Annotated in this window: 15 protein-coding genes and 2 riboswitches; of the genes, 11 read left to right on the top strand and 4 right to left on the bottom strand. The window is 69.6% G+C overall.

The window, feature by feature from the left end; genetic code table 11:
- Positions 1-62 precede the first annotated feature (62 nt).
- A riboswitch (cobalamin riboswitch) is annotated at positions 63-205 on the top strand.
- A 98-nt stretch (positions 206-303) separates the two neighbouring features.
- The 7 genes from CJ179_RS05990 (at position 304) to CJ179_RS05960 (ending at position 8501) form a co-directional block, all read left to right on the top strand.
- Positions 304-1299 carry an ABC transporter substrate-binding protein gene (locus CJ179_RS05990; protein WP_095861071.1) on the top strand — a complete coding sequence of 332 codons (996 nt, stop codon included), beginning with the start codon at positions 304-306 and terminating at the stop codon, positions 1297-1299.
- Positions 1296-2381 carry an iron ABC transporter permease gene (locus CJ179_RS05985; protein WP_095860889.1) on the top strand — a complete coding sequence of 362 codons (1086 nt, stop codon included), beginning with the start codon at positions 1296-1298 and terminating at the stop codon, positions 2379-2381. Before CJ179_RS05990 ends, CJ179_RS05985 begins: the two co-directional genes overlap by 4 nt.
- Positions 2378-3154: an ABC transporter ATP-binding protein gene (locus tag CJ179_RS05980; protein ID WP_095860888.1), complete on the top strand. Its 777-nt coding sequence runs from the start codon at positions 2378-2380 to the stop codon at positions 3152-3154. Before CJ179_RS05985 ends, CJ179_RS05980 begins: the two co-directional genes overlap by 4 nt.
- Positions 3147-3890, top strand: coding sequence for a (2Fe-2S)-binding protein (locus CJ179_RS05975; protein WP_095860887.1), 744 nt, complete (start codon positions 3147-3149; stop codon positions 3888-3890). Before CJ179_RS05980 ends, CJ179_RS05975 begins: the two co-directional genes overlap by 8 nt.
- A 133-nt stretch (positions 3891-4023) precedes the next feature.
- A complete protein-coding gene (locus tag CJ179_RS05970) occupies positions 4024-7278 on the top strand; it encodes an error-prone DNA polymerase (RefSeq protein ID WP_095860886.1) in 3255 nt (1084 codons plus the stop codon).
- 24 nt (positions 7279-7302) lie between these two features.
- Positions 7303-8196, top strand: coding sequence for a DUF4349 domain-containing protein (locus CJ179_RS05965; protein ID WP_095860885.1), 894 nt, complete (start codon positions 7303-7305; stop codon positions 8194-8196).
- A complete protein-coding gene (locus CJ179_RS05960; protein ID WP_072948971.1) occupies positions 8193-8501 on the top strand; it encodes a rhodanese-like domain-containing protein in 309 nt (102 codons plus the stop codon). Before CJ179_RS05965 ends, CJ179_RS05960 begins: the two co-directional genes overlap by 4 nt.
- Before the next feature lie 21 nt (positions 8502-8522).
- On the opposite strand, the gene CJ179_RS05955 is transcribed toward CJ179_RS05960, so the two are convergent.
- Positions 8523-9572 (bottom strand): TDT family transporter, encoded by a 1050-nt coding sequence (locus CJ179_RS05955; protein WP_095860884.1) that lies wholly within the window; start codon positions 9570-9572, stop codon positions 8523-8525.
- 89 nt (positions 9573-9661) lie between these two features.
- Between CJ179_RS05955 and CJ179_RS05950 the strand changes: the two genes are divergently transcribed.
- Positions 9662-10606: a LysR family transcriptional regulator gene (locus CJ179_RS05950; protein ID WP_072948974.1), complete on the top strand. Its 945-nt coding sequence runs from the start codon at positions 9662-9664 to the stop codon at positions 10604-10606.
- On the opposite strand, the gene CJ179_RS05945 is transcribed toward CJ179_RS05950, so the two are convergent.
- Positions 10587-11054: a tRNA (cytidine(34)-2'-O)-methyltransferase gene (locus tag CJ179_RS05945; RefSeq protein ID WP_095861070.1), complete on the bottom strand. Its 468-nt coding sequence runs from the start codon at positions 11052-11054 to the stop codon at positions 10587-10589. The two genes, CJ179_RS05950 and CJ179_RS05945, sit on opposite strands and share 20 nt — an antisense overlap.
- A gap of 43 nt (positions 11055-11097) precedes the next feature.
- Between CJ179_RS05945 and CJ179_RS05940 the strand changes: the two genes are divergently transcribed.
- From CJ179_RS05940 to CJ179_RS05930, 3 genes are read left to right on the top strand one after another with little or no spacing between them, the layout of a single operon-like run.
- The gene (locus CJ179_RS05940; RefSeq protein WP_095860883.1) at positions 11098-11703 is read left to right on the top strand and encodes a pentapeptide repeat-containing protein; all 606 of its coding nucleotides are present in this window, start codon (positions 11098-11100) and stop codon (positions 11701-11703) included.
- A gap of 57 nt (positions 11704-11760) precedes the next feature.
- Positions 11761-12621 carry a bifunctional methylenetetrahydrofolate dehydrogenase/methenyltetrahydrofolate cyclohydrolase gene (locus CJ179_RS05935; protein ID WP_174705571.1) on the top strand — a complete coding sequence of 287 codons (861 nt, stop codon included), beginning with the start codon at positions 11761-11763 and terminating at the stop codon, positions 12619-12621.
- Between the two features lies 1 nt (position 12622).
- On the top strand, positions 12623-12907 hold the full coding sequence (locus tag CJ179_RS05930) for a DUF3017 domain-containing protein (RefSeq protein WP_072948979.1): 285 nt from the start codon (positions 12623-12625) through the stop codon (positions 12905-12907).
- A gap of 30 nt (positions 12908-12937) precedes the next feature.
- Here CJ179_RS05930 and CJ179_RS05925 read toward each other — a convergent pair whose 3' ends face one another.
- Together CJ179_RS05925 and CJ179_RS05920 are read right to left on the bottom strand one after the other, a co-directional pair.
- The gene (locus CJ179_RS05925) at positions 12938-14062 is read right to left on the bottom strand and encodes a homoserine O-acetyltransferase (protein WP_072948981.1); all 1125 of its coding nucleotides are present in this window, start codon (positions 14060-14062) and stop codon (positions 12938-12940) included.
- Entirely contained in the window at positions 14059-15342 is a 1284-nt protein-coding gene (locus CJ179_RS05920; protein WP_072948983.1) for a bifunctional o-acetylhomoserine/o-acetylserine sulfhydrylase, read from the bottom strand. Before CJ179_RS05920 ends, CJ179_RS05925 begins: the two co-directional genes overlap by 4 nt.
- A 116-nt stretch (positions 15343-15458) precedes the next feature.
- A riboswitch (SAM riboswitch) is annotated at positions 15459-15579 on the bottom strand.
- Positions 15580-15712 lie beyond the last annotated feature (133 nt).

The following is a 15712-nucleotide window of genomic DNA, read 5'->3' as shown; positions in this document are numbered from 1 at the left end:
GCTGCGACTGCCGACTGTAGTGCGGATCGAGGGATTGCCGGTGGGGGTGTGACGCTGGTCCCGGCAAATCGTGCATACTCGGCAGTGCACTTGCAGTCACACGCACGGGGGAAGCCGGTCCGAATCCGGCGCTGACCCGCAACGGTAGGCCACCAGAGCATTTCGGTGGCGAGCCCGATTACCCGGCGTGTGGTGTGCGACATCCTTTTCGTCGTGGTCTACGAAGCGGAGTCCCGCAGGCGCGCCTGCACGTGGGCGTCTGCCGGCTTCTCATTCGTGGCTCTGAGCCGCAATGAGGTTTACATGCACTGTCAGTTGTTCCGAAGTTCCGCTCTGGTCACGCTCGCCGTGGCCGCGCTGGGGGTCGCCGGATGTTCGCGCGGGGAGTCCGTGGGGCAGACCGCTTCCGCCGAATCCTTCGCCGAGCCGGTGTCCGTCACCAACTGCGCGCGAACGGAGACGTTCGACGCGCCGCCGCAGCGCATCGTCAGCATGAACGATCACGTCACCGAGGTGCTGATCGAGATGGGGGCCGGTGATCGCATCGTCGGCACGGGGTACGGCGACGCGACCCCGCTGCCGGAGTTCGCGGATGCCTTCGCGAAGATCCCGAAACTCGCGAAGGAATACCCGACCCGGGAACAGATCCTCGACCTCGACCCCGACCTGGTGGTCGGCGGCATGCGCAGCGCGTTCGACGAGAAGGAGGGACGATCGCGCGAATCCCTCGGTGAACAGGGCATCCCCACCTTCCTGTTCTCCGAGTACTGCGGGCAGGGTTTCCCCGACATCGGACTGCTGCGCAGCGATTACACGCAGCTCGGTGAGATCCTCGGCGTCCCGGACGAGGCAGTCGCCGTCAGCGACCGGGTGACGTCCGGGTTGCAGGCCGTGCGGGACGAGATCGCAGGCACCGCCCCGGTTCCGACGTTCTTCTACGATTCCGGCGAGGACGTTCCGCTGACGATCGGCGGTGTGGGTGTCGGCCAGCTCATCGCGGACCACGCGGGTGCGGCCAACCTCTTCGCGGAGGGGGAGAAGCCGTATTCGAAGTCCACGTGGGAGATCATCGGTGAACGCGCCCCGGAGGCGATCGTCGTCCTCGACTACGGCACGACGAGCGCGCAGGCGAAGATCGACTTCCTGAAGTCGCACCCGATCATGTCGACGACGCCCGCCGTGAAAGCCGGCCGTTTCGTGGTGGTGCCGCTCGACGACTTCTTCGAGAGCCCGCGCCTGGTGCGGTCGGTGGAGACGATCGCGCGGGCGCTGCATCCGGACGCCGTCGGCGCGCGATGACGGTCACCGCCGAACGTGCGGCGCCCCCCGCGTCGCCCACGCACCCGGCCCGGACGCGCGTCGGGTTCGGGGGCCTGATGATGCTGCTCGCCCTGACGACCCTGTTCGTCCTCGGCCTCGCGGTGTCGTTCGGTTCGGTGCGCATCCCCGTCGGCGACGTCTGGGCGATCGTCGCGCACCGGGTGGCCCCGGGTGCGTTCGAGCCCTGGTGGTCGCAGGCCCGGGAATCGATCGTGCTGGACTCCCGGTTGCCGCGGGCGCTGACCGCCGCGGTCGTCGGGGCGGCGCTCGCCCTGGCAGGAGCCGTGGCGCAGGCGGTGACACGTAATCCGCTGGCCGATCCGTATCTGCTCGGCGTGTCCTCGGGTGCGGGTTTCGGCGTGGTGGTGGTGACGGTGCTCGGGCTCGGAGTGGGAGCGCTCGGCGTGTTCACGATTCCCGCCGCGGCGTTCCTGGGCGCCATGGTGCCGCTGTTCCTGTCACTGGCGATCGGCGGCCGGTATCCGCAGCCGACCGCGGTCATCCTCGTCGGTGTCGCGTCGGCGCAGGTGTTCTCCGCCCTCATCACCTTCTCGATCCTGGTCGTCGCCGACGAGCACCAACTGAGTTCGGTGATGCACTGGCTGGCGGGCGGTTTCGGCGACTCACGCTGGTCGACGGTGATTTTCCCGGCTCTCGCACTCGCGACGGTGGGGGCGGCGATGATGCTGAGCGCGAGCCGTGTCGACCTGCTGCAGGCGGGAGACGACGGCGCCGCCGCCCTGGGGATGAACGTGCGGCGCTTCCGCGTCGTGCAGTTGCTCGGGGTGTCGATGCTGGCAGGGGCGGCCGTGTCCGTCGCCGGCGGCATCGGCTTCATCGGCCTGCTCGTGCCGCACCTGGCCGGGTACGTCGTGGGTGCCCGCGCGGTCAGGCTGCTGCCCGTCGCCGCGTTCCTCGGCGCGATCGCGATGGTCGCGGCGGACACGGCCGCGCGGTCGGTCGCGCGGAGCATCGAGGTCCCGGCGGGCGTCGTCACCTCCCTGGTGGGAGCACCGATCTTCGTGTGGATGCTGTACCGGCAGTACGGGAGGGCCGAGTGACCGCGCTGAGCCTGCACCGGGTCCGCGCCGAACTCGGATCGCGGGAAGTGCTGCACGGCGTCGACCTCGCCGTCCGTCCCGGTGAGGTGCTGGCGCTGGTCGGGCCCAACGGTTCCGGGAAGACCACGGCGCTGCGCTGCTGCTACCGCGCGCTCACCCCGACCGCGGGCGCCGTCGTCGTCGACGGAACGGACAGCGCCGATCTGGGCAGACGAGAACTCGCCCGCACGATCGGCGCGAGCACCCAGGAACCGCGGGTGTCCGCGGGACTGACCGTGCGCGAATCCGTGTCGCTCGGACGCGTCCCGCACCGGGGCTGGTTCGAACGGGCGAACGGGGTCGACGGCGAAATCGTGGAGACGTGTATACGGCAGGTGGGGCTGGCCGAACTCGCCGGCCGCGACGTGCAGGCGCTGTCCGGTGGGGAACGCCAGCGGGTGTCGATCGCCCGGGCTCTCGCGCAGCAGCCGCGGGTCCTGCTGCTCGACGAACCCACCAACCACCTCGACCTGCGGCATCAGCTGACGGTGATGAACCTGCTGCGCGACCTCGCGCGCGACGGTCTCGCGATCGTCGTGACCATGCACGACCTCCGGCTGGCCGTGGAGTACTGCGACACCCTGGCCGTGCTGCACGATGGAGGGGTGATCAGCACCGGTCCGCCCGCCGACGTCCTGGACGACACCGTGCTCGGCGGGGTGTTCGGCATCCGGGCCGTCGTGCGGTCGAGTCCGCGGCTGACGATGGAGATCCTGGGGCTGGCCGATGGATGAGCAACTGCGGCGCGCGTACGAGCTGACCGCACGCCGCGTCCCGATGATCGCCGACCAGATCGCACACCCCGGCGCAGCCTCGTTCCCGGCCGTGCGGCTGACCGATCCCGGCTGGCTCGCGGACCGGGTCGCGGACACGGCGAGGCGGTGGGGCAGCGACGATCCCCGGGTCAACGGGACGCTGTGGTGGTACTCGGCCAGTTCGACGCTGACCGGGATCCCGATCGCGACCGCGCTCGTCACGGGTGTCGCCGCCCACCCGGGGCTCGGCGACGCCGTGGCATTCCTCCGCGACGGCGGGTACCTCGGGGGCATCACCGCGTCGTCGGGGCTGCCGGTCACCGAGGGGCTGTCCGAACTCGCGGCCGAGATGGCCGCGGCACTGACGCCGATCGTCGATGCGCTCGCCGCGGTGTCCGGGGTGCGGCACGCCGCGATGTGGGCGATCACCACGGATTCGATCGCCAACCGGGCCCTCGACGCGGGAACGGCGTGCGGCGACCGCGCCCGCGGCAGCATCTTCGCCCGGGGTCTGGTGGACGCACTTCGCCGCGCCGGTGTCGTGCTGCCGGACCCGCGGTTCGTCGACGTCCGGGCCGGGACGCTGTCGCGCCGGTTCACGCAACGGGCGTCGTGCTGCCTGATCTACGAGACCCCCGGCTCGGGCAAGTGCGTGAGCTGCCCGCGAAGGCCTGCCGAGGACCGTCTGAGAGGTCTGGCCGCGCTCGTGACGTGACCTGCGTTGACCGTCCCGTGAGGGTGATGGCACACTGACAGTGTTCGAACTCCCGTTCGAATGATGCGCCTTCCCCAGCGGCATCTTCTGTGATCTCGGCACGCACGTGCGCGGGTAGAAGAGGTGTAATCAGATGGGTTGGGGAAACGGTCCGCCGACGTGGTCCGAGATGGAACGCGTCCTGTCGGGCAGGCCGGGGCGGGTCGACCCGGAGTCGATGTATCCGGGCGACGGCGGCGACAGTCCCGCATGGTCGCGTAAACGGGGGGAGTACCGGGCGGGCCGTCAGGAGCGTTCCGGTTCCACCGTGCCGTACGCCGAACTGCACGCGCACTCGGCGTTCAGCTTCCTCGACGGCGCCTCCCCGCCGGAAGAGCTGGTGGAGGAGGCCGTCCGGCTCGGTCTCGAGGCCATCGCGCTCACCGACCACGACGGGTTCTACGGTGTGGTCCGGTTCGCCGAGGCGGCGAAGGAACTGAACATGCGCACCGTGTTCGGGTCCGAACTGACGTTGGACGACGCGCACCTGCTGGTGCTGGCGCGAGGCCAGGAGGGGTACCGGCGGCTCTCCCGGGAGATCGCGGCGGCGCATCTCGCGGGAGGGGAGAAGGGCAGGCTGCGCTACGACCTCGACGGCCTCGCCGATGCCGCCGGCGGGCACTGGCAGATCCTGACCGGCTGCCGGAAGGGGCATGTGCGTCAGGCGCTGGCCGGTGGCGGCCCGGACGCCGCGGCCGTCCGGCTCCGGGACCTGATCGACCGATTCGGGGCCGACCGGGTCACGGTGGAGCTCACCCATCACGGCGTCGCGGAGGACGCTGAGCGCAACGCCTGCCTCGCCGAACTCGCACAGCAGCACGGACTTCGGGTGATCGCGTCCACGGCGGCACACTTCGCGGGACCGCCGCGAAGGAGACTGGCCATGGCGATGGCCGCCGTCCGGGCCCGGCAGAGTCTCGACGACGCGGCCGGGCACCTGGCGCCCGCCGGGGGAGCGCACCTTCGGTCCGGTGAGGAGATGGCGCACCTCTTCGCCGCGTACCCGGACGCCGTCCGCGGTGCCGCGGAACTCGGCCTGGAGTGCGCGTTCGACCTGCGGCTCATCGCGCCGCAACTGCCCCCGTTCGACGTTCCCGACGGACACACCGAGGCCGGCTGGCTGCGCAGGCTCACGATGGACGGGGCCCGTCGCCGCTACGGCGCGCCTGCGGACCGGCCGGAGGCCTACCGGCAGATCGAGCACGAACTGGACATCATCACCGGGCTGAACTTCCCGGGCTACTTCCTGGTGGTCCACGACATCGTGTCGTTCTGCAAGAACAACGACATCCTCTGCCAGGGAAGGGGTTCGGCGGCCAACTCCGCCGTCTGCTACGCCATCGGCATCACCAACGTGGATCCCGTCCGCAACAAATTGCTGTTCGAACGTTTCCTCTCACCCGAACGCGACGGCCCCCCGGACATCGACGTCGACATCGAATCCGACCGCCGCGAGGAGGCCATCCAGCACGTCTACACCAAGTACGGACGCCAGTACGCGGCGCAGGTGGCGAACGTCATCACATACCGCGGAAAGTCCTCGGTCCGGGACATGGCCCGGGCGCTGGGTTTCTCGCAGGGGCAGCAGGACGCGTGGAGCAAGCAGGTCAGCCGCTGGGGTGGGATCGGGAAGGAGGCCGGCACCGACATCCCGCCCGCCGTCCTCGAACTGGCCGCTCAGATCGAGGGGTTTCCGCGGCACCTCGGCATCCACTCGGGTGGCATGGTGATCTGCGACCGGCCGATCGCCGACGTGTGCCCGGTGGAGTGGGCGCGCATGGCGAACCGCAGTGTTCTGCAGTGGGACAAGGACGATTGCGCTGCGGTGGGTCTGGTGAAATTCGACATGCTGGGCCTCGGCATGCTCTCCGCGCTGCACTACATGATCGACCTCGTGGCCGAGCACAAGGGGATCGAGGTCGATCTGGCGCAGCTGGACCTCTCCGAGGAGGCCGTCTACGAGATGCTGCAGCGGGCAGACTCGGTGGGGGTGTTCCAGGTGGAGTCGCGGGCCCAGATGGCCACCCTGCCGAGGCTGAAACCGCGGAACTTCTACGACCTGGTGGTGGAGGTGGCGCTCATCCGCCCCGGCCCGATCCAGGGCGGATCGGTGCACCCGTACATCCGCCGCCGCAACAAGCTCGAACCGGTGACCTACGACCACCCGTCTCTGGAGAAGGCGCTGAAGCGGACGCTGGGTGTGCCGCTGTTCCAGGAACAGCTGATGCAGATGGCGGTCGACGTGGCGGGTTTCAGCCCGGCCGAGGCCGACCAGCTCCGCCGGGCCATGGGGTCCAAGCGGTCGCCCGAGAAGATGGAACGGCTGAGGGGGCGGCTCTACCAGGGCATGCGGGACCTGCACGGAATCGGCGAGGACGTCGCCGACCGGATCTACGAGAAGCTGTACGCTTTCGCGAATTTCGGTTTCCCCGAAAGTCATTCGCAGAGTTTCGCGGCCCTGGTGTTCTATTCGTCGTGGTTCAAGCTGCATCACCCGGCGGCGTTCTGCGCCGGTCTGCTGCGGGCGCAGCCGATGGGGTTCTACTCGCCGCAGTCGCTGGTGGCCGACGCCCGCAGGCACGGGGTGCGGGTGCACGGCGCGGACGTCAATGCGAGCCTCGCGCACGCCACCGTCGAGGCGGGCGGGACGGAGGTGCGGCTCGGGCTCGGGGAGGTGCGGCACATCGGGACCGCGCTGGCCGAGCGGATCGTCGAGTCCCGCGGCGACGGCGGGCCGTACACGTCCTTCCTCGACCTCACCGGCCGGGTGGAACTGAGCACGGCACAGGCCGAATCGCTGGCCACCGCAGGTGCTCTCGACAGTTTCGGGTTGTCCCGGCGGGAGGCGCTGTGGGCGGCGGGCGCCGCGGCGGGAGAGCGTCGCGACCGGCTGCCGGGGATCGGGGCGTCCACCCGCGCGCCGACCCTGCCGGGGATGAGCGATCTCGAACTGGCCGCGGCGGACGTGTGGGCCACCGGGGTGTCACCGGACACGTATCCCACCGAGTTCCTGCGCCCGCAACTCGATGCGCTCGGGGTGATCCCGGCGGCGCACCTGCTCGACGTTCCCGACGGCGACCGGGTTCTGGTGGGTGGGGCGGTGACGCACCGGCAGCGCCCGGCGACGGCGGCGGGGGTCACGTTCATCAACCTCGAGGACGAGACCGGCATGGTCAATGTCGTCTGTTCGGTGGGGTTGTGGGCGAAGTACCGCAAACTCGCCAACACGGCACCCGCACTGCTGGTCCGCGGCAAGGTGCAGAACGCCGAAGGCGCGGTGACGGTGGTGGCGGATCGGTTGCAGCTGATGGATTTGCGGGTGTCCGCCAAATCCAGGGACTTCCGATGAGCCCCGCACCGCTAGCATCTGGTCATGAGGAGATACGTGTTGTCGGCGATCGTCCTGGCTACGCTGACGCTCGCGGGGTGTGGTGAGACCGACAGCGACTCCTCCCAGCAGACACCCGCCCCGTCGCCCGGGGACTCGAGTCAGATGGAAATCGGCGGGGCAGTGCAGGCGCCCGCGAAAGACCAGGCCCCCACCGACCGCCAGGAGATCATCACCGGTCAGGTCGCGCTCACCGCGGACGACCCGGTGGCCGTCGGCAGGCAGATCGTGGACAAGGTCGACGATCTGGGCGGGCGCGTCGACCAGCTCACCGAACAGCCGGGCTCCGACGACCAGGACGCCAGCAGTTCCCTGACCATCCGGGTGCCCGCCGACTCGCTCACCCGGACGTTGGACGATCTGCGGGAACTGGGCAAGGTCACCAGCGTCAGCGTCACGAAGAGCGACGTGACGATGCAGTCGCAGGATCTCGACGCCCGGATCAACGCATTGACGGCGTCCGTCACCCGTCTGCAGGGGCTCATCACGTCGGCCGCGAACACCGCGGATCTGATCGAGGCCGAGAAAGCGTTGTCGGAGCGGCAGGGCGAACTGGACAGCCTCACCGCCCAGAAGCGGACGCTGAGCGACCAGGTGGCACTGGCCACACTCATGGTCGACGTCACCTCCACCGATGTCGAGCCGCCCAGTCCCGGTCCGGACAACTTCTGGGAAGGCGTCGTCGCGGGCTGGAACGCCCTGCTGTCGGCGATCGCGGCCGGCGCCGTGGTCGTCGGGGCGCTGATTCCCTGGTTCGGTTTCGTGGCCGTCATCGCACTGGTCGTGTACGGCGCGTACCGTCTGCGCCGGACGTACAACAGGCCGCCCGGACCCCCGTCGGGACCGGCGCCGGAACGAGAAGAGGCGAAGACGCAATGATCGAAGTCGACCTGAATGCCCTGGACGGCGCGTTGGCGTCGGGTGCCCCCGTCATCGACGTGCGCGAGGCCGACGAATACGCCCAGGCCCGGGTTCCGGGAGTGACACTGATTCCGCTCAGCGAGTTCGTCGCGCGCGTGGACGAGATCCCGGAGGCCGACGTCGTCTACGTGATCTGCGCGGTCGGCGGCCGGAGCCTGCAGGCGGCGGAGTACCTGAATGCGCGGGGGATCAACGCCGTGTCGGTGGCGGGCGGGACGTCCGCGTGGATGCAGTCCGGACGCCCCGTCGAGTCGGGCGCCTGACTCCCGAGTCACGGTTCGTGGTCAGCGCGCCGAGCTGAAGGCGTGGGCTGCGGAATCGTCCCGGGCGCCGCGCTCACCCAGTCGCCCGGCGGCGTGCCGCAGTGTGTGGACCGCGACGGTGCCCCAGATGACGACCAGCGCGCACCACAGGGTCACGCCTGCGCCGACGATCACGACGGAGTCCGTCGCCAGGCCGAGGGAGTTCGCTCCCAGCGCGCAGGTTCCGACGGGGAACGTGAAACTCCACCAGCTGGGGGTGAACGTCAACCCGCGGCGAAAGGCCCTGGCGGTCACGGTGACCACGGCCGCGAGGGCGAGGACGCCGAGCGCGCCGACGGTGGTCCCGTAGACGACGCCCACCGCGTGGAGCCAGGCGTGGCCGGACGCCGCGCCGAGCAGATTGATCGCCGCCACCGACTGCCCGATCACGCCGAGCGGAATCCAGAGCGTCGGCACGAGCGGGTTGGCGGGGAGCCCGTTGCTCAGCAGATGGCGGCCGACGACGACGGCGACGGTCACTGCGGCGCTCAGCGCCAGCGCGAACAGCGAGTAGCAGACCACCAGCATCGCGATCTGAGGTGCGCCCTCGGGAAGGTGTTTGACCAGTGCGGATCCGGAGGCGGCCGACACCATGGGCGGTACTACGGGCATGAGCCAGGACGGCACCGGTGTCACCTGGTGGGGCCGGGTCAGCCTGCGGGCCATGACGGCGTAGGTGACGAGCCCGATGCCGGTCCCGATCGCCCAGAGTGTGGCCGAGGCGGGGACGGCGACGTCGCCGAGAAGTGCGTGACCCGCGGATCCGGTGCCGGCGCCGACGGTCAGCACTGCCATCGACACGGCGCCGTAGAACGGGAACATCGTGTGGCTGCGCGCGTCGGCGAGTGCGTCGTCGCGGCGGCGGATCCAGTGCCGAACCAGTGCGGTCGTCAGCAGCACGAGCAGCGTCACGGCGATCAGCCAGAAGACCTCGGAGGCCGTCCGGACCACCGGAACGCCGGCCGGAAATGCGGCGGCGACGACTGCGAGGATGCCGGTGCCCATCACTGCTGCGAACCAATTCGGGGTCATACCCAGAGCTTGCCGTCGCATCGTCGTGGCCGGTAGAAGGCTTGTCGTTGAATGCCCACAAATCACGTTTGTGGGACTAGCCTTGGGTTGTGCCGCTGTCTCCCCGAGTACCCGAACTCAGTGCCCTCGACGTCCTGTTGTCCGTCGAGCGGCTCGGAAGCATGGGTGCGGCGGGGCGCGAGCACGGGCTCAGCCAGCAGGCCGTCAGCGCCCGGGTGCGGTCGGCCGAGCGCCAGTTCGGCATCAAGGTGTTCAGCCGCGGCGCCAGCGGGGTGCGGCCCACGTCGGAGGGTGCGCTCATCCTCGAATGGGCGAGTCACATCCTCGCCACGGCGGAGGAGCTGGCGTCGGGAGTCGCGGCGCTGCGAGGGGAACGGCAGGCCGGCCTGACGGTCGCGGCCAGCATGACGATCGCCGAGTATCTGGTTCCCGGGTGGACCGTCGCGATGCGGCGCAAGTACCCGAATGTGGTCACGAACGTCCGGCTGCTGAACTCGTCGGAGGTGACCGCCCGGGTGCTGTCGGGCGAGGCCGATCTCGGGTTCGTCGAGGGCCCGGACATTCCGGCGGGACTGCAGGTGCGGGAGATCGGCCGCGACCACCTGGTGGTCGTGGTGCCGCCGGGGCACGAATGGGTGCGCCGGTCGCCGATTCCGGTGTCCGAACTCGCGGCGACGCCGATGATCCAGCGGGAATCCGGGTCCGGAACACGCACCACCCTCGAGAATGCGGTCCCGCAGTGCGTCCCGCCGCTGCTGGAGCTGACGTCGTGCACGGCGGTGAAGGCGGCCGTCGTGGCGGGCAACGCTCCGGCGGTGCTGTCCTCGCTGGCGGTCGCCGCCGACCTGACGGACGGCCGGCTCGCCTCCGTTCAGGTGGAGGGGCTGACGCTGCCGCGGCGGTTGTCGGCCGTCTGGGACCCGGTGCGCGGGGTGCAGGGTGCGGCCCGCGACTTCCTCGACATCGCCCTCGGTGCGGGCGCCGCCGCGGGCGTCGGGGCCATGGCTGCCGGAGCTACAGCGCAGCCCCGCTGAATCCGTGCTGGCGCCACGCCTCGTACGTCACGAGGGCCGCGGCGTTGGACAGGTTCAGCGACCGACGGCCGGGCAGCATCGGGATGCGGAGCCGCTCCGTCACATGCGGATCGGCCAGCACCTCCGCCGACAGTCCGGTGGGCTCCGGACCGAACAGTAGGACGTCGCCTGGCCGGTAGGCGATGTCGGCGTACGACACGGTGGCGTGCGCGGTGAACGCGAACACCCGCGCCGGTTCCACCGCGGCCCAGGCCGCCTCCAGGTTCTCGTGCACGGTCACCGACGCCAGGTCGTGGTAGTCGAGCCCGGCCCGTTTGAGTTTCGGCTCGGACAGGTCGAACCCGAGTGGTCCCACGAGGTGCAGTTCGCAACCGGTGCCCGCCACCATGCGGATGGCGTTGCCGGTGTTGGGTGGGATTCGGGGTTCGTGGAACATCACTCGGAACACCCGCACAGCTTAGGGCCACACCGGGAGGCGGCATGATGGACGCATGGATCCGGTCGAAGAGGTGGTGGGTGAGGACTACGGCGACGCACGACTCCCCGCGCAGAACTGGCAGCGGCGGCACTACACGAAATGCAACTTCCGTGACGCCGACCTGAGCGAACTCCGCACCGAGTCGGTGATCTTCACCGAATGCGATTTCACGGGCGCCGACCTCGCCGAGTCGCACCACGTGGGGACGGCGTTCCGCTCGTGCGCGTTCACCAGAACGACGCTGTGGCACAGCGAGTTCCGCAATTGCAGCTTCCTCGGTTCGGAGTTCGACAACTGCCGGCTGCGCCCGATGGTCTTCGACGAGTGCGACTTCACGCTCGTGTCGCTGGGCGGTGCCGACCTGCGCGGACTCGATTTCACGGACTGCCGGTTCCGGGAAGCCAACCTCGTCCGCACGGACCTCCGCCGGGCCGTGCTCCGCTCGGCGGACCTGTTCGGGGCCCGCACGGGCGGCGCGAAATTCGACGGCGCGGACCTGCGCGGGGCGCACGTCGACGCGAACCTGTGGACGGCGGCCTCACTGGACAAGGCGCAGATCGAACTCACCCAGGCCATCGCGTACGCGACGGCCAACGGGCTCGTGGTGGAACCGACCTGACACTGGTTCGGCGAACCTGCCTGACACTGGTTCGGCGAACCTGAGAGAATGGGGCACGTGACTGCAACGATCCTCGATGGCAAGGCGACCCGCGACGAGATTTTCGAAGACCTGAAGGTGCGGGTGAGCGCCCTGAAGGACAAGGGCATCACGCCCGGTCTCGGCACCGTTCTGGTGGGGGACGACCCGGGGTCGGCCGCTTACGTGCGCGGCAAGCACAACGACTGCGCGAAGGTCGGGATCACCTCGATCCGCCGCGACCTGCCCGCGGACATCACGCAGGAGAAGCTCGACGCCACCATCGACGAGCTCAACGCCAACCCCGACTGCACCGGGTACATCGTGCAGCTCCCGGTGCCGAAGCAGCTCGACGAGAACGCCGCGCTCGAGCGCATCGACCCCGACAAGGACGCCGACGGCCTGCACCCGGTCAACCTCGGCCGCCTGGTGCTGGGCAAGGAAGCGCCGCTGCCGTGCACGCCGCGCGGAATCCTGCACCTGCTGCGCCGCTACGAGGTCCCGATCGAGGGGGCGCACGTCGTCGTCGTCGGTCGCGGTGTCACCGTGGGCCGCCCGATCGGCCTGCTGTTCACCCGGCGCAGCGAGAACGCCACCGTCACCCTCTGCCACACCCGCACGCGGGACCTCGGAGCGGAGGTCCGGCGCGCCGACATTGTCATCGCGGCGGCGGGTGTTCCCGGGCTGGTGACGGCCGACATGGTCAAGCCCGGCGCCGCGGTACTCGACGTGGGCGTGAGCCGCACCGAGGACGGGCTGCGCGGCGACGTGGCGGCGGACGTCGCCGAGGTCGCCGGTTTCCTGTCCCCGAACCCCGGCGGGGTCGGACCGCTGACCCGCGCGTTCCTGCTGACCAACGTCGTGGAGCGGGCTGAGCGTGTCGCAGCGTCTCTCGGCTGAGATGGCCGACTGGGGGCAGTTCGCGAAGAAGAACCTGCCGATGCTGGCAGTCCTCGTCGTCATCGTCGTGGCCGTGGTGTTCGTGCTCGCGGACCGGTGGCGGCGGGGAGCGTTCGTGTTCGGTATCGCCACCCTGCTCGCGGCAGCGTTCCGGTTGACGATGCCGTCGGAGCGCGTCGGACTGCTCGCGGTGCGCAGCAAGGCCTTCGACGTGGGCGCACTCGTGGCCGTCGGCGGCGCGATTGTCTGGCTGGCCGTGTCGATCGACCCGCTCGGAACCGACTGACGGTCCGAGCGGGCGTCGCCCGGCGCGGGATCAGCGCCCGGCGCGTGCCAGTTGCATCGTTTCGGACAGCAGTTTCGCGACGGCGGCAGCCTCGGTGAGGAACCCGTCGTGGCCGTCCCGCGAGTTGAGTACCCGCAGGCCGTCGCAGGTGGGGATGTCCTCGGCCAGATCCTCCTGCAGGCGGATCGGGTACAGGCGGTCGGAGTCGACGCCGCCCACGATGACGGGTGCGGTGATCGCCCCCAGCGCCGCCGAGATACCCCCGCGGCCGCGGCCCACGTCGTGCCGGTTCATGGCCTCGGACAGCAGCACGTACGTGCCCGGGTCGAACCTGCCGACCAGCTTGTCGGCCTGGTGCTGGAGGTAGCTCTCGACGGAGTACCGCCCGCCGCGCCAGGGGTCCTCGCCGTCCTGCGGCGAGTTCGCGAACCGAGAGTCGAGTTCGCTCTCGGTGCGGTACGTGAGGTGCGCGATCCTGCGGGCGATGCGCAGTCCGGTCCGGGGGGTCCGGCCGGTGCCGTGGTAGTCGCCGCCCAGCCAGTCGGGGTCGCTGGTGATGGCCTCGATCTGCGTGGTCTGCGTGCCGATCTGATCCGCGGTCGCACGGGCGCCGACCGCGAGAACGAGCGCCGACGCAACCTGGTCCGGGTACGTCACGGCCCACTCGAGCGCGCGCATGCCGCCCATCGAACCACCGACCACGGACGCCAGCTTGTCGATCCCCAGAAGGTCGGTGAACTTCTTCTCGGCCGCGATCTGGTCGCGGATGGTGATCTCCGGGAAGCGGCTGCCCCACGGGCGCCCGTCCTCCGCGACCGAACCGGGACCGGTGGTGCCGCGGCAGCCACCGAGGACGTTGGTCGCGACGACGCACCACTCGTCGGTGTCGATCGGCGCACCCGGACCGACCATTCCGCTCCACCATCCGGGGGAGGGGTGCTCGTCGGTGACGGGGCCGGTGACGTGGGAGTCGCCGGTGAGGGCGTGCTCGACGAGCACCACGTTGTCACGGTTCGGGGACAGTTCGCCCCACCGCTGCACGGCGAGAGTCACGGACGGGATCACCGCGCCGTTCTCGAGTTCGAGCGATCCGATGTCGACGGTGCCGAGACGTCCGTCGGCCACGGGGAGGTTCTGCACTGCGCTCACGGTCAAGATGCCGCCGCCGTAATTCCGGACTCGATATCGGCGATGATGTCGTCGATCCCTTCGATGCCGACCGCCAGGCGGACCAGTCCGGGGGTGACGCCGCTGGCGGCCTGCTCCTCCGGGGTCAGCTGGGAGTGTGTGGTGGACGCCGGGTGGATCACCAGCGAGCGGACGTCACCGATGTTCGCGACGTGGCTGTGGAGGGTGAGTGCGTTGACGAACTTCTTGCCCGCGTCGATGCCGCCGGCGAGTTCGAACGTCACGATGGCACCCGCACCCCTCGGCGCGATCTGCTTCGCCCGGTCGTACCACGGTGACGACGGGAGCCCGGCGTATCCGACGGACACGATCTCCGGCCGTGCCTCCAGGTACTGGGCGACGGCGGTCGCATTGGACACGTGCCGTTCCATCCGCAGGCTCAGCGTCTCGAGGCCCTGCGCGATGAGGAACGCGTTGAACGGGGAGATCGCGGAACCGAGGTCGCGGAGCAACTGCACGCGGGCTTTGAGGGCGAACGCGGGCGGTCCGAGTTCGGAGTAGACGACGCCGTGGTAACTCGGGTCCGGGGTGGTGAAGCTGCTGTGCCGGCCCTGGGTCCAGTCGAACGTGCCGCCGTCGACGATGACGCCCGCGATGGCCGTGCCGTGACCGCCGAGGTACTTGGTGGCCGAGTGCACCACGATGTCCGCGCCGTGCTCGAGCGGGCGGATCAGGTAGGGGGTGGCCACGGTGTTGTCGACGATCAGCGGGAGTCCGTGCTGGTGTGCGACGCCGGAGATGCCGGGCAGGTCGAGCACGTCGTTGCGGGGATTGGAGATGGTCTCGCCGTAGAACGCCCTCGTGTTGTCCCGGATCGCGTTCTTCCACTGCTCGAGGTCGTCGGGGTCTTCGACGAACGAGACCTCGATGCCGAGCTTGGGCAGCGTGTAGTGGAAGAGGTTGTAGGTGCCGCCGTACAGGCGCGGGCTGGAGACGATGTGGTCGCCCGCCTCGGCGAGGTTCAGGATCGCGAACGTCTCGGCGGCCTGCCCGGACGACAGCATGAGGGCGGCGACGCCGCCTTCGAGGGCGGCGATGCGCTGCTCGACGGCGTCCTGGGTGGGGTTCATGATGCGGGTGTAGATGTTGCCGGGCTCGGCCAGACCGAACAGCGCGGCAGCGTGATCGGTGCTGTCGAACGTGTACGAGGTGGTCTGGTAGATCGGCAGCGCCCGCGCCTTGGTGGTCGCGTCGGACGTCTGCCCGGCGTGGATCTGCTTGGTCTCGAACGACCAGTTCTCGGTCATGTGCTGTCTACTCCAGTGGTCTGACGAGGCGCGGACGAGGAACTGGTTCGTTCGCGCACAGGGCTGTCTGGGGTCTATCTACGACAACAACAACGCATCATGAACCTCCGATGTCGGACCCGCGCTTGTCACCCGACTGTTGTATGAATCAGGGAACCAGGTCATCACCCGGGGCACCCCACCGCGGCGGAGGGTTGCCGGCCAGCTAGCCGGGGCTCGTTGCTGGCACTCATGACCTCTGTTGAATCTTAGCGGCTGCGGCGAAGCGACCGGAAACGGCACCGATCAGGCCCGCTGGCAGCGAAAAGTTACCAGCTGGTAGGGAGGGGGATTTCGCACCCACATCTTGCGCGCCCCGGGCATAGCAGTA

The sequence above is a fragment of the Rhodococcus sp. ACS1 genome (genome assembly GCF_002300155.1).
Taxonomy (GTDB): Bacteria; Actinomycetota; Actinomycetes; order Mycobacteriales; family Mycobacteriaceae; genus Rhodococcus_F; species Rhodococcus_F koreensis.
This window is presented reverse-complemented; position numbering and strand designations above follow the sequence as displayed.